We start from the raw sequence: 15,242 nt of genomic DNA on the forward strand, positions 1-15,242 counted from the left end.
TCCTTTCGTCGTGTGGTATGAGGTCATCATTGGAGTAAGAATAATCTTACGTTAGGGTACTGAAGGATGGCCAAAATAGATCGGTTTCGTAGTGAGAAATATATAGAAGATGATGATGAATATCTACTGAATAATATATTATTCTCAATAAAGGAGCCGCAATTTGAACCTAATGCACCGCAAAAGGATCCGACAGAATAACCAGGTGGTCTTTTAGAAGCGAAGAGAGAAAGAGGCAAGTAAAATAAAACAAACTTGCAAATTGCCAGTCTAAATAATCGTTTAACTTAGAGAAACTAATGAGAAATTTCTTGTGGAAAAACTGTTAAAACTCTTTAATAGGTCACGATTTAGTCAACCTTTTGCAAGCAATTGGTACCTGAATTTATGGCGAGTCAGCCCAATCCCGATAGCCGTTTCTTATTTTTAAAATCATAAGGCTACGCAGCAATCTTAAATCGATCACTGCTCGGCGCCAAACTACCTTCAATCTTAAACACAGACACAAGCGCCTCCAGCTCCTGGCTCATTTCTGCCAACGAACTTGCAGCGTCACCAATCTGTTGAATCGTCGCACTAAGCTCTTCTGCCCCAGCAGCAGACTGCTCACTAACCGCCGCCACATCCTCAATGGACTCCGCCACGTTTCCAGCGTTGTCTGCCATGCTGCTCACCACCGAAAGGTTTTCTGTAGCAGCCGACGACACCGTCGAGATCCCCTGCGTTGCCTGAGACATCAACCGTGAAACGGCATCAGCCTGATTCGCAACGTCATCAGAAGCAGACACAATCTGCACAAGCGCTTTACCAGCTTCGTTGCTCCTTGCAACCCCCTGTTCAACATCATGCGTGGTGCTGTTGATCGCGTGGACAGTTTCTTCAACAGTAGTCCTGACTCCATCAATAAGTGTGGCAATCTCTTTGGTCGCATTCCCCGCCTGCTCAGCCAGCTTGCGCACTTCATCCGCAACGACAGCAAACCCTCGCCCGTGCTCACCCGCCCGGGCAGCTTCGATAGCCGCATTAAGAGCCAACAGGTTGGTCTGTTCCGCGATGCCTTCAATAACCTTCACGATCTCGCCGATTCGCTGACCTGCCTCATCAAGGTCCTGAACCTTGCCAGCAGAGTAAGTGACTCGATCTTTGACCTTGTCCATCGCCTTCACGGTCTCAGACACGGCCAGGTTTCCTGTGTTAGCAATGCCAGACATCTCCTTGGCAACAGAGCTAACATGAGAGATCTCCTTAGTAGCAGTTTCAATGAGCTCAGAAGCATCTTGAACCAGATCCTTCTGCCTTTCACTACTCGAACCCACCACTTCAACCTGCTTCGCCAGAGAATTCATATCCTCCGAAGCCCTCGTCGCACCAAGTGCCAGTTTCTCACTCCCGGATGCAATCTCATGGGCGGTCGCGTTGCATTGTTGGCTAGCAGCAGCAAGGTTCTGGCTCGTATTCGACACACTAACCGAGCTGGTGCTCACCTGCGAAACAAGGTTGCCAAGCGATGATCGCGCTTCGTTGTACGAAGTAATGATCTCGCTCATCGTCGAAAGCATCTTATTGAATGTGCCCGACATGTGTCCTAGCTCGTCACGGCTAAGATGCTGAATAGGCTCGGTGGATGATTTGGCGGTCATCGTGAGGTCGCCCAACGCAAGGGCCGTGATGCCTTGGCTCAACTCAGAAAAGCAGCGGGAAGTCACTGAATCCAGTTTTGTAGAAAGCTCAAAAATCGGTCGGGTGATCATCCGAGTAAGAACGAAACAGAATAAAACAGCCAGAGAAGTAGCCACCGCTGCGAGCACGCAAATGGTTTCGACACCAGAAATTACCGCCTGTCGAGCCTGTTTCTCCGCCGCATGCACCCCGTCCACTTTGTACTTGACGGTCGCCGTCAGTTGGGGAATCAAGCGCTTAAAATAGAGATCCAGAGTCTTCTTTTCAAATAGTGCATTCCGATCCTTTTCCTTCGGATTGCTCACCTTGGGTGCGATCTCGTTCCACACAACCGTGTAGTCCTTCCAAGTCGATTTGAGTTGCTCGTAATTCTTTCGATCATTCTCATCAACTACAGTGGACTCATAGGAAGCAAGCACCTTCTCGATGCTCGCGGCCTGGTCGTCCATCTTCTTAGTGATAGAAGCAATCATCTTGGGATCTGTGTGCTGGGCAATACGAAACTGAAAGATTCTCAACTGCCTGGTTTGAGCGTTGAACTCTTCTATCGCCACGGCACCAGGAAATGACTTGTCAGCAACAAGATTGAGCTTTCCAGAAAGTGAATTGAACCCATAAATGGCGGTCGCGCTGATGGTAAGCATTAGCGAAACACAAAGTCCGAAGCCAAGCAGAAGTTTGTGGCTTATTTTTAAATTCTGAAGAAGAGATCTCATGGCATCCTCAATGACTACAAGTAATTCATCGGGGGTATTTAAGTGAAAGGATAGATATGTATATAAAATATATTAAAAACTTAAACTTAAGAATCAAGACAGACAATCCCAACTTGATGCAAGCAGTCCATCTACAACAAAACAGGACCACCCCCAAGGCTGGGAATGGTCCTGTTATGACAAAAGAGATCAGGCAGCGACTTTCAGCCGCTCTCGACCATGCGTAGGAGTGTCCTCAATTTTGAACACGGACACAAGCGCCTCAAGCTCCTGACTCATCTCGGCAAGGGAAGTGGCAGCGCCACCGATCTGCTCAATCGTCGCACTAAGCTCCTCAGCTCCAGCAGCAGACTCCTCACTAATAGCCGCAACACCCTCAATGGACTCCGCAACGTTCTCGGCATTCTGAGCCATATTGCTCACAGCAGAAAGGTTCTCCGACGCAGCCGTCGCTACCGTCGCAATTCCATGAGTCGCCTGCGACATCAAGCGTGAAACCGCGTCCGCCTGCTTAGCAACGTTGCCCGAGGCCTCCACAATCTGGACAAGAGCCTCACCAGCCTCGTTACTACGCGCAACGCCCTCTTCCACCTCGTGCGTGGTGCTATTGATGGCGTGTACCGTCTCTTCAACAGTGGACCTCACTCCGTCGATAAGCGTGGCAATCTCCTTCGTAGCTCCACCAGCCTGCTCGGCAAGTTTCCGCACCTCGTCAGCAACAACCGCAAAGCCCCGACCGTGCTCCCCAGCTCGTGCGGCCTCAATAGCGGCGTTAAGTGCCAGAAGGTTAGTCTGCTCAGCAATCCCTTCAATCACCTTAACAATCTCGCCAATTCGCTGGCCCGCTTCATCAAGATCCTGGACCTTGCCCGCAGAGTAAGTAACCCGGTCCTTCACCTTGTCCATCGCCTTCACGGTTTCAGACACGGCATGATTGCCCGCGTTTGCAATCCCAGACATCTCTTTCGCAACCGTGCTCACGTTGGAGATCTCCTCCGTGGCATTGATAATAATTTCAGAAGCGGTAGCAATCAGATCTTTCTGGCGCTCGCTGCTGGCCCCAACAGCCTCGGCCTGCTGAGTGAGGGCGTTCATGTCGCCCGATGCATCCGTAGCATTGGCCGCCAGTTTCTCGCTGCCCGTCGCAATTTCATGCGCTGTAGCGTTGCACTGCTCACTCGCAGCGGCAAGCGTCTGGCTGGTGCTAGAAACACTGTTGGAACTGTCGGCAACCTTAGTGACAAGCTCTCCCAGGGAGCTTCTGGCCTGGTTATAACTAGAAATCGTATTGGTGACATCGGCAAGCATCTTGTTGAAGGTGCCAGCCATCTGTCCAAGTTCATCCTTGTTCACATTCGGAATCGGCGTCGTGACAGGCGATACAGGGACCGTCAAGTCACCCACAGAAAAAGCTTCCATCCCGTTCTTGAGACCGTGAACACAGTGGTCCGCTACCGAGCTAAGTCGGCTCGAAAGTTCGTTAACAACAAGCGTAATGTTCTTGCTAATAAACACCCCAAAGAAGAATGCCATAGCAACAGTGGCAAGAATGATAAGCGTAAGCGTATTTCGTGCAGAAGCAACAGTCGCCTGAGCAGATCGCGCCGCAGAAGACGAGTTCGCCAAGTTCCACTTAGTAATCTTCTCCATAGTTGGAAGAAGCTCTTTGCGGTTCACTGGGACAGTCGCTTCTTCAAACTTGGAGAGTCTTTCCGCGTCAGGGAAGGTCGATAAAATCTTGTTCATCTCCTCGCACTTAGCGTTGTACTTATTCCAAGCAGCCTTCAAAAAGTCGAAGTTGTCACGATCTTCTTTCTTGTAAATCTGCTTTTCGTAGTTATCCAAGTGCAGAGATGCTTCCTTCAGGAACTTGTCCAGCTTCTCCTGCGAGTCCTTCACGAAAGGGCCGCTGGTGTACGTGGCTAGTCGCATGCGATAAATGCGCGATTGACGGACGCAAGAGTCGAACTGTGCAATCTCAATGATCCCAGGAATGGCTTCCTTGGTAATCGTGTTAACGCGAGATTCCACACTTGCTAGTCCCTGGAAGGCGGTTGCGCCTACTCCGATCGTCAACAGAACACATATCCCGAAAGCGACCGCCATCTTCAGGGACATTCGTAAGTTCATGAATGTCTTCTTCATTATTAAATCCCTCTTCTGTACCCAAAATATTTATTGGGTCGCCAGCAAAGCTGTTCCATGGGACTCATGCAACTATATGGATTCTAGTGGCAAAAAAAGCAACTTTCACGAGTTAAACATGTACGAACTAATGCGCCCGAGGCAACAAAAAATCCCATGCTCTCTTGCGGAGAGCATGGGACCTTGCGCTTGATATGAAGAACCCTAAGCAGCCACTTTGAGGTGGCTCTTGGATTCTGTGCCGTTGATGCTTTCGAGCTTAAAGCTAGCGACCAACTCCTGAAGCTCCTGGCTCATCTGGGCCAGGGAAGTGGCAGCCGCACCTACATGCTCAATGCTCGCACTCAGCTGCTGCGCACCCGCCGCAGACTCCTCACTGATAGCAGCAACTCCCTCAATCGATCCAACCACGTTGTTCGCATTAGAAGTCATCACCGACACAGTCTCAAGGTTGTTGCTAGCAGAAAGAGCCACATTGCCAATGCCCTTGCTCGCTTCAGACATAAGCTTGGTAACAGCATCCGCCTGATTCGTAACACTGACCGAAGCATTGACAATCTGGAGCAACGCCTCACCCGCCTGAGAGCTACGGCTTACGCCTTCTGCAACCTCAGCAGTCGTGCTGTTGATCGCCTTCACAGTCTCCGTAACCGTGTTCCTTACCCCGGAAATAAGCGTTGCGATCTCCTTGGTAGCTCCACCCGCCTGCTCAGCAAGTTTTCGCACCTCGTCAGCAACAACCGCAAAGCCACGACCATGTTCCCCAGCTCGTGCAGCTTCAATAGCCGCGTTAAGCGCAAGCAGGTTGGTCTGCTCAGCAATCCCTTCAATAACCTTAACAATCTCACCGATTCGCTGACCAGCACTGTCAAGATCCTGAACCTTCTCGGCAGAGTAGTTCACTCGGTCCTGAACCTTGCCCATAGCAAGAACGGTCTCCGAAACAGCCTGGTTACCGGCATTGGCAACGTCAGACATCTCCTTCGCTACCTGGCTTACGTTCTCAATCTCGAACGTTGCATTCTCAATGATGGTAGATGCGTCTGCAATGAGGTCTCTCTGAGACTCACTGCTGATACCGACAGCCTCAACCTGCTTAGCCAGCGAGTTCATATTTCCAGCAGCATCGGTCGCGCCTGCCGCCAGTTTCTCGCTTCCACCAGCAATCTCACCCGAGGTAGCCGTGCACTGCTCACTCGCAGCCGCAAGCATCTGACTTGTGTTGGAAACATTTTCCGAACTGTTGGCAACCTGGTAAACCAACGCACTCAAAGACCGTCGGGCATTGTTGTAGTTGGAGATAGTATCGACGAGCATCGCCAACATCTCGTTAAACGTATTCGCCATCTGACCCAATTCGTCTTTGTGGGTGTCAGCAATCGGGCTGGTTACAGGTGTTGCCGCTGAGGTGAGATCACCTGTTGAAATGGCTCTCATGCCTGCATTGAGGTCCGTCACACAATGTTTCTTGACGGAATTGAGGCCTGCCGAAAGAGATGCAACCGACTTGGTAATGACTCTGGTAAGGAACACGCCAAAGAACAAAGCGATAACCACAGTGGCACCAAGAATGATCGAAAGCGTACGCCGCGCCGAAAGAAGTGTCTGCTTCGCAGCCTTGTTTGCAGCTTTGGAATAGTCGATGTTCCACTTGGTCATCTTGTCGATCTGGGGCACCAATTTGGCTCGATAGATCTCTTCGGTCTCCTCTTCGTACCGCTTAAGCCGGTTCTTTGTTGCAGGATTTGCCATGTCGCTGGCCATCCCGTCCCAAACTGCCAAATTAGCAAGCCAGTGCTTCTTCAGGATTTCGAAGTTTTCGCGATCCTCTTTCTCCGTGATCTGCTGCTGGTAATCATTAAAACCTTCGGTGGCCAATTTTCGGGCGTTTGCTACTAAACCCTGCATTGCTTTGATCTTCTCAGGTTCCGAGTGTACGACCACCCGAAATTGTGTCGTCCGGAGCTGCCGTGACCGCTCGCTGAACTTGGCCAATGCCACAATTCCAGGAATTGCATCGTTGGAAATTGTGTTGAGTTTGGATTCCAGTCCAGCGTATCCGATCAAGGCAGAGATGCCTAAGCCGATTGAGAGTGCAACGCACAGCCCAAAGGCGATCGCAAGCTTCATGGACATGCGCAAGTTCAAAAACAGGTTTTTCATAAGGTGATTCTCGAGTCGGAGCCTCCGTACATAACTTCAGTTATTGGCAGGCCAATGCACAGTCTCAGGTATTGATTTGGACAAATCTAGCGACGGAAAGTGCAAATAATACGACGGGGTTCCAGGCGAAGCCCTGGAAACCCGTACGTTTGCTAGGGGATCATTTTAAGCGGCGATCCTGAGTTTTGCCGCCGTCGGAGTCTGCTCTTCAAGTTTGAAACTGGCAACCAACTCCTGCAACTCCTGGCTCATCTGGGCCAGGGAAGTGGCAGCCGCACCCACATGCTCAATGCTCGCACTCAGCTGCTGCGCACCCGCCGCAGACTCCTCACTGATAGCAGCAACTCCCTCAATGGAGCCAACCACGTTGTTCGCATTAGAAGTCATCACCGACACAGTCTCAAGGTTGTTGCTAGCAGAAAGAGCCACATTGCCAATGCCCTTGCTCGCTTCAGACATAAGCTTGGTAACAGCATCCGCCTGATTCGTAACACTGACCGAAGCATTGACAATCTGGAGCAACGCCTCACCCGCCTGAGAGCTACGGCTTACGCCTTCTGCAACCTCAGCAGTCGTGCTGTTGATCGCCTTCACAGTCTCCGTAACCGTGTTCCTTACCCCGGAAATAAGCGTTGCGATCTCCTTGGTAGCTCCACCCGCCTGCTCAGCAAGTTTTCGCACCTCGTCAGCAACAACCGCAAAGCCACGACCATGTTCCCCAGCTCGTGCAGCTTCAATAGCCGCGTTAAGCGCAAGCAGGTTGGTCTGCTCAGCAATCCCTTCAATAACCTTAACAATCTCACCGATTCGCTGACCAGCACTGTCAAGATCCTGAACCTTCTCAGCAGAGTAGTTCACTCGGTCCTGAACCTTGCCCATAGCAAGAACGGTCTCCGAAACAGCCTGGTTACCGGCATTGGCAACGTCAGACATCTCCTTCGCCACCTGGCTCACGTTCTCAATTTCGAACGTCGCATTTTCAATAATGGTAGATGCGTCTGCAATGAGGTCTCTCTGAGACTCACTGCTAACACCAACAGCCTCAACCTGCTTGGCAAGCGAGTTCATGTTCTCAGCAGCTTCGGTCGCACCGGCAGCCAGTTTTTCACTACCACCTGCGATCTCACCGGAGGTTGCCGTGCACTGTTCACTCGCGGCAGCAAGCATTTGGCTTGTATTGGCGACGTTGTCAGAACTGGCCGCAACCTGGGAAACAAGCACGCCGAGCGATCTTCGAGCGTTGTTGTAATTCTGGATCGTATCCTTCAACTGACCAAGCATCTCGTTAAAGGTCTGAGACATCTGCCCCAATTCATCCTTATAGATCGTGGCAATAGGGGGCGTCACAGCCACCGCGTCCGACGTCAGGTCGCCAACAGATAGGGCCCTCATGCCTGCATTAAGGTCGGTAACGCAATGGTTTCTCGCAGACTGCAAGCCTGCAGAGAGCAAGCGAACGGACTGGGTAATCACTCGAGTAAGGAAAATCCCAAACATGACAGCGATCAGAACAGTGGCACCTAGGATCGTGACCACAGATTGCCGGGCTCTGGCGAGTGTCTTGGCGGCATCCTTGTTAGCTTCATGAGAGAATGCTAGGTTCCACTTTGTCATCTTATCGATCTGTGGGAGCAGATTCGCTCGATAGATCTCTTCTGTTGCATTTTCGTACTTCCCAAGTCGATCTTTGGACTCAGGATTAGTAAGATCGCCCAGCATCTTGTCCCAAAGCGCAAGGTTTTCACTCCAATACTTCTTGAGCTGGTCGAAGTTGTCCCGGTCCACTTTGAGATCAATCTGTTTATCGTATTCGTCCAGACCTGCATTGGCTTCGTCGCGAGCTTTTGCCACCAGTGCCAACATGGCTTTTATCTTTTCCGGCTCCGAGTGAACTACCACACGGAACTGGCACGTGCGCATCTGCCGCGACCGCTCGCTGAACTTGGCCAGAGCGACAATCCCCGGGATCGAATCATTGGTGATCGTGTTGAGTTTGGCTTCGACCCCCTTAAAACCAACAAGTGATGACGCGCCGACGCCGATGGCAAGTGCGACACAAAGGCCAAAAGCGATCGCAAGCTTCATGGACATACGCAAGTTCAAAAACAGATTCTTCATTGGGTGATTCTCGAGATGGAGCCTCCACACATTGCTTCAGTTCATCTCAATCCCCTAATCATGCTCATGCGCTCAAATGTACAAGTTTGCTGACACAAAGTACAAATAACGCGACAGGGTCCCAGGTAATAAACCTGGGACCCTGTCGCGTTCGCCAAAGTAGCTTTCTTAAGCAGCGATCTTGAGTGTTGCCCCTCTTGTAGATTCTCCCTCGAGCTTAAAGCTTGCCACTAGCTCCTGAAGATCCTGGCTCATATGAGCCAAAGACTGAGCCGCTGCACCGACATGTTCAATGCTCGCACTCAGCTGCTGAGCACCCGCCGCAGACTCCTCGCTGATAGCAGCAACTCCCTCAATGGAGCCAACCATCAGATCAGTAACAGTGGTCATCTCAGACACAACCTGCAAGTTCTCAGTAGCCGCATTAGAGACAAACCCCATCCCCTTGCTGGCATCAGCCATGAGCTTGGACACCGAATCAGCATGCTGAGCAACCTCTCCAGCAGCCTGAACAATCTCCTGAAGAGCATTCCCAGCATGGGTGCTTCGAGTCGCGCCTTCCTCCACTTCGTCAGTAGTGCTTCGGATCGCATCAACGGTCTGGTTCACAGTGCTTCGAACACCATCAATAAGCGTTGCGATCTCCTTGGTAGCGCCACCAGCCTGTTCAGCCAGCTTTCGCACTTCATCAGCAACTACCGCAAAGCCTCGACCGTGCTCACCAGCACGCGCAGCTTCAATAGCCGCGTTGAGTGCCAGAAGGTTAGTCTGCTCGGCAATGCCTTCAATCACCTTAACAATCTCACCGATTCGCTGACCAGCTTCATCAAGATCCTGAACCTTAGCAGCCGAGTAACTAACCTTGGTCTTTACTCGTTGCATCGCCTCAATCGTCTCAGTAACCGCCTGGTTTCCAGAAACAGCCGTAGCAGACATGTCCTTGGCAACGTTGCTCACAGTGAAGATGCCCTGAGTGGCTTCATCAATCGTCGCAGAAGCTGCTTCAACAAGATCCTTCTGGTTCTCGCTGCTCTTGCCAACCATCTCCACCTGCTTGGCAAGCTTGTTCATCTCAGCCGAAGCCTCAGTGGCGCTCACAGCAAGCTTTTCACTACCATTTGCAATCTCCGAAGAAGTCGCGCTGCTCTCTTCACCCGCTGCAGCAATCGTCTGACTAGTCGCCGACACTTCGGTAGAACTCTGAGCTACCTTCCCAATGAGCTGTCCAAGCGACTTTCGTGAGTCGTTATAAGCCTGAATCGTCTCAGCCATCATGCTGAGCATCTTGTTAAACGTTGCAGACATCTGCCCAAGCTCATCCTTGCTGGGATTTGCAACAGGACTCGTGACAGGAACCGCATTCTGCGTCAGATCTCCCTCAGAAAGCGCAGAGATGCCAGCCTTCAGGTCGGTCACGCAGTGATTTGTCATAGACTCCAATCTCACAGACAGTTCCTTAATGGACTGAGTGATGATCTTATTGAGCATCGCGCCAAAGGCAGCGGCAACGACGATCGCGAAGCCTAAGATGAAGTAGACCGAAGTGGTCTGTGCACTTACGGTTGCAGCAGCCTGCCTGTTAATCTTCTCCGCGTACTCACGGTTCCACTTGTTCATCTTCTCAAGATGAGGACGAAGATTTTTTTGATACATGGGCGTCAAAGCCTTTTCAACCGTGAGGAAGCGATCTTTCTCGTCAGGATTCTCAGCGGTTGCCTTAACTTTGTCCCACGCTGCTTGGTATTCCTGCCAGTAAGATTGGAGCACCTTGAAGTTCTCAATATCTTCCTTCTGAGTCATTTGGGCTTCGTACTCTTTAAGGGCTTTACTTGTAAGATCAAATCCCTCATTGGTCATTTTGGAGAGCTCAGCAATCTTTTTGGGATCAGTGTGTCCAGAAAGCCGAAACTGCCGAAGCCGATAGTTCGCCATCGAGTTGAAAATCTGATTACAGGCATTGATTCCCGGGATGGAATCTTTAGTGATGGTATCCAGGCTAGATTTGAGTCCTCTAAATCCGGACAAAGCCACGAGACCAATTCCCAACATGAGAGCAAGACAAGCTCCAAATCCTACGAGCAGCTTATGGCTCATCTTTAGGTTAATAAGTATATTTTTCATTTGCACATCCGAAAAGGGGTTCTTACTGCAATTATCGAGATGGCAACTGCTATTCCTCAGTGCAAGAATATGAAAACGATAAGAATTCGTAAATGACTATCTTAACGCTTAGACTATATAAGACTCGTTAACATTGAATCCGCTGAAAGGAGCAGGGAAGTTAGGACTCAACATGGTGAATGTAACGCAAGTTCTAGCTGTTCGGCTTGAAATCCTGAACCCATGTGAACTCGAAAATGCTCGTAAGTCCCGAGTTCACGCAGCTACAGTGATGAGTAGATATAATTGTTAAGATTAGGACTTTCACTAAATAACGACACGACTGATTGCATAATTCACGGGCATCTAGATTTGCAAAATCGTGTTAATTATGCAAGATAGATGAGTAAACCTATACATTGAAACGACTATCGCGGATAGTACTAGTAAGTACTATCCGCGATAGTCGTAACGCAAAATGTCGCGCAGCAAACTATTGAATGAGACTAATCAGCGCTCAACGAGGATATTGCTCTACCGACCTTAGCAACAATCGCATCAACAATGTCGGCACTAATAGTAAGCGGAGGTGCAAACCGATAAGTGCGATGCCTCGTCTGTTTGGTAAGCACACCCTCCGCCAGCAGCGCAGTTTGGAGCTTCTCCGTATCCACATTCTCCGATACTTCCAACCCAACCAACAGCCCTCGACCTCTCACTTCAACAATAGAGGGCGAATTTAAACCAAGGAAGCCGTCAATCAGCCGCTTACCCAGAATCTCACTCTGCTGCACCAACTGCTCCTTCTCCATCGTCTCAATAGCCGCCATCCCAACCGCAGCCGCCAACGGATTCCCACCAAAAGTGCTGCCATGATCCCCCGGCTTAAACACTTCCATCACTTCCCGACGCCCCACCACAGCGCTCACAGGGTAAACGCCACCCCCAAGAGCCTTTCCAAGAATCATCAGGTCAGGCTTCGCATCTTCATGCTGCCAAGCAAACCGCTTCCCAGTACGCCCAAACCCCGTCTGAATCTCATCCCAAATCAGCAGCACATTCTGCTCCGTACAAAGCTTCCGAAGCTCACTCATGAACCCAGCAGGTGGAAACAGAATGCCCGCCTCAGCCTGAATCGGCTCAAACAGAACCGCCGCAGTATTAGGCGTAATAGCCTTCCGAATAGCCTCAAGATCCCCAAACGGAACCACCTTGAACCCAGGCGCAAAAGGCCCAAATCCAGCCTTATACTGCGCCTCCGTGCTGAACCCCACAATGGTAGTCGTCCTGCCATGGAAGTTGTTCTCAGCAACCAAAATCTCAGCTTGGTCCTGAGGAACGCCCTTTACGGTATAGGCCCACTTACGAGCTAGCTTGATAGCAGTCTCAACAGCCTCGGCCCCCGTGTTCATCGGGCACGCCATGTCCATGTCTGTGTACTTACAAAGTGTCTCTAAGAAATTGCCCAGCTCAGGAGTATAAACAGCCCGGCTCACCAGCGTCATCTTGTCCAGCTGAGCCTTCAAAGCCTCAATGATCGGCTTCGAAAGATGCCCGTGCGCAACGGCAGAGTACGCACCCACGCAGTCGATGTACTCCTTACCCTCAGCATCCCAAACGCGCTCGCCCTGGGCCTTCACCAGCGTAACTGGCAGCGGGTGGTAGTTATGAGTTCCATACTGCAACTCTCGATCTACATAAGCCTGAACTTCGTGGGACACCTGTGGCATAGACCCAGTCTATCAGGACCAAACCCAGTCCAAGCGGATCAGAAGGGGTATTGAACAAGAAGTACAACACCCCCAGTAGCTAGGCAGCCTTCGGAAGAGGCAGACCAGTCTTCTCAGTCCACATCCACTCAAAAGTCTGTTCCAGATCCTTAGCAAAGCTCTTGATGTCACAAAGCCGAGAACTCGTCATCTGAGTCCGCAAGTTCTCCCGGAGCGAACTTAGGCGATCAAGATCATTCGCCAACCCAACCGTCAGCGCAACAAACTCTTCCCGAGACACAGGCAGCAGCTCCGGAACCCCCACCGTATGATAAATGCTCTCGGTCATATGCCCAGCAAACCGGTCCCAAGGCAAAGTCATAACCGGCACACCCATCCAAGTGGCATCACTCGTAGTAGTGCCTCCACCAAACGGGAAGGTGTCCAGCATAATGTCCACCTGATGGTAAGACTGGAAATAAGCCTCACGCCCAAGCGTCGCCTGGAACTCAAGCCGTGACGCCTCAATCCCGTGATCCTCAAACATCTTGACGAACGTCTCACGAACCTTCTCCGACCGATAAGGCACGCGGTTCAAAATCAGCTTGGACCCAGGAACCGCCTTCAAAACCTCAGCCCACAAAGCCACCACATCCTCGTGGATCTTACAAGTGTTGTTAAAGCACCCAAACGTGACGTACCCATTCTTCTTAGCGGGCAACGGATTGGGCTTAATGTTGAACGTCGGCGGCTGATACACATAAAGACAGTTCGGCATCCGCGCAACGTCCTCGGAATAACTAGACTCTTCACCCGAAGGAACAATCCACTGGTCCGCAAGAATGTAGTCCATCTCCGACATTCCCGTGGTCGCAAAGTACCCAAGCCAAGAAGCCTGCACAGGTGCCGGCCGCATAGCAAAAGCCCCAAGCCGGTGGTTCGCCGTATGCCCCAGAAGGTCCACAAAAATGTCGATCTCTTCCTCCTGAACAAGTTCCGCAAGCTCCGCGTCGGTACGTGCTTTCACAAAGTAGAACTTATCAGCAGCCTTCATAATGCGCACAGTCCAGTCGTCACCCGCCTGCATGTTCGCAAACAACACAATCTCAAACTTGCTGCGGTCATGGTGAGGGAACAGCGCCTCATACAAGTAACCCGCAGGGTGTGCATGAAAGTCCGCACTGAGATACCCAATCCGAATCTTCTTCTTCGCAGTAGGCTTAGCGTTGATACGGGGTCCATCCACAACCATGTTCTTCGCCCACTCCACGGACTTCTCCAAAATGAACTCGTTCGTGGCCTTCGGACTGTACGTGTGCAGCATCAAATAGTTACTGCTAGAGCTCTCATGGTGCGGATCAATTTCAAGCGCCTTGGCCGTGTACTCAATCGCCAAATCAAGCTCGCCAGCATCCTTGTAACAGAACCCAATTGAAGACAGAATCTCCGCAGAAGGCCCCTCAATCTCAATGATCTGCTGGTACACCTCAATCGCCTGGTAAGTCTCCCCAACCAGCGCCGCATGAGTCGCAAACCCTCTCAAAATCTGCAAGTCTAGAGGCTCCAAAACCAGCGCTTTCTTAAACGCCTGATACGAATCCTCAAACCGAGCCAACCCACCGTAAATAACGCCAAGCGAAGCCAGCGCCAAGAAGTTGTCCGGCTCAAACTGAAGCGCCCGCTCACCCGCCTTCACACCCTCATAAAGATGCCCCGACATATAAGCAGCCCGAGCAAGATTCGCCAGGTTCGATGGAACATCCGGGTCCAGCTCAACCGACTTCTTCAGAAACTTAAACGACTCCTCATGGTTCCTCAGCGTCCCAAGAATGCACCCAAGGTTATTAAACGACTGCGAGTCCCGCGGGTTATGCTCCACAGCCTTTCGGAAAGCCACTTCAGCCTCCTCAAGCCGATCCAGCTGATGCAAAACGTTACCGATATTGTTCTGCAAACTAGGGAAGTTAGGCTGAATCGCGTCCGCTTTCCGGTAAGAAGCCAGTGCCTCCTCAAGCTCCCCCCGCATCAAGTAAGTGTTTCCTAAATTAAAGTGAGCGGCCACAAATTGCGGGTGAATCGCAACCGCATTCTGATAAGCACCAATCGCCTCGTCCAGCGAATTCAGTTGGCACAAAGCGTTCCCAAGGTTGTAATGAACACCCGGAAGCTGAGCATCTAACCCAAGAGCCTTTCGGTAAGTAACGATCGCCGCATGAACCTCGCCACACGCCAACTGAGCATTCCCAAGGTTACAAACAAGCTCCACATTCCGAGGGTCATGCAGCAATGCCCGCTCAAGCAAAGTCATAGCGCTTGCAGGCTGCCCCAACTGGTGCGCAAGCACACCCAACATGTGCAACGCCTCCGGATTCTCCGGGTCCGTAGCCAGAATCGCCTGGTACCCACCGGCAGCCTCAGGGAAACGACCAGCCTGGTGGTGTTCCAGGGCCGATTGGAATCGACTCTTGTCAGGACGTGCCGAATCTTCAATGACGGCATGGGCTAGCTGTATACGCTTCATGGCTTATCCATAACGTCGGCGAAATACTGCCAGAAATACAGGCATGAAATCTAACGATATTTATGGAATAGCCCGATAAAAATGACAACC

The 15,242-nt window shown here is 51.1% G+C and carries 7 protein-coding genes; all 7 read right to left on the bottom strand.

Annotated features, from left to right (window positions below; translation table 11 throughout):
* Positions 1–440 precede the first annotated feature (440 nt).
* A complete protein-coding gene (locus ACZ51B_RS18320) occupies positions 441–2,396 on the bottom strand; it encodes a methyl-accepting chemotaxis protein (RefSeq protein WP_464294784.1) in 1,956 nt (651 codons plus the stop codon).
* A 189-nt stretch (positions 2,397–2,585) separates the two neighbouring features.
* On the bottom strand, positions 2,586–4,541 hold the full coding sequence (locus ACZ51B_RS18325) for a methyl-accepting chemotaxis protein (protein ID WP_464294785.1): 1,956 nt from the start codon (positions 4,539–4,541) through the stop codon (positions 2,586–2,588).
* 204 nt (positions 4,542–4,745) lie between these two features.
* Positions 4,746–6,704: a methyl-accepting chemotaxis protein gene (locus ACZ51B_RS18330; protein WP_464294786.1), complete on the bottom strand. Its 1,959-nt coding sequence runs from the start codon at positions 6,702–6,704 to the stop codon at positions 4,746–4,748.
* A 165-nt stretch (positions 6,705–6,869) separates the two neighbouring features.
* Positions 6,870–8,822: a methyl-accepting chemotaxis protein gene (locus tag ACZ51B_RS18335; protein WP_464294787.1), complete on the bottom strand. Its 1,953-nt coding sequence runs from the start codon at positions 8,820–8,822 to the stop codon at positions 6,870–6,872.
* Positions 8,823–8,990: 168 nt separating this feature from the next.
* On the bottom strand, positions 8,991–10,943 hold the full coding sequence (locus ACZ51B_RS18340; RefSeq protein ID WP_464294788.1) for a methyl-accepting chemotaxis protein: 1,953 nt from the start codon (positions 10,941–10,943) through the stop codon (positions 8,991–8,993).
* A 485-nt stretch (positions 10,944–11,428) separates the two neighbouring features.
* Positions 11,429–12,652 (bottom strand): ornithine--oxo-acid transaminase, encoded by a 1,224-nt coding sequence (gene rocD, locus ACZ51B_RS18345; RefSeq protein ID WP_464294789.1) that lies wholly within the window; start codon positions 12,650–12,652, stop codon positions 11,429–11,431.
* A 79-nt stretch (positions 12,653–12,731) separates the two neighbouring features.
* Positions 12,732–15,152 carry a tetratricopeptide repeat protein gene (locus ACZ51B_RS18350; protein ID WP_464294790.1) on the bottom strand — a complete coding sequence of 807 codons (2,421 nt, stop codon included), beginning with the start codon at positions 15,150–15,152 and terminating at the stop codon, positions 12,732–12,734.
* Positions 15,153–15,242: the final 90 nt, after the last annotated feature.

Source organism: Fimbriimonas sp. LA-C6 (assembly GCF_055398105.1).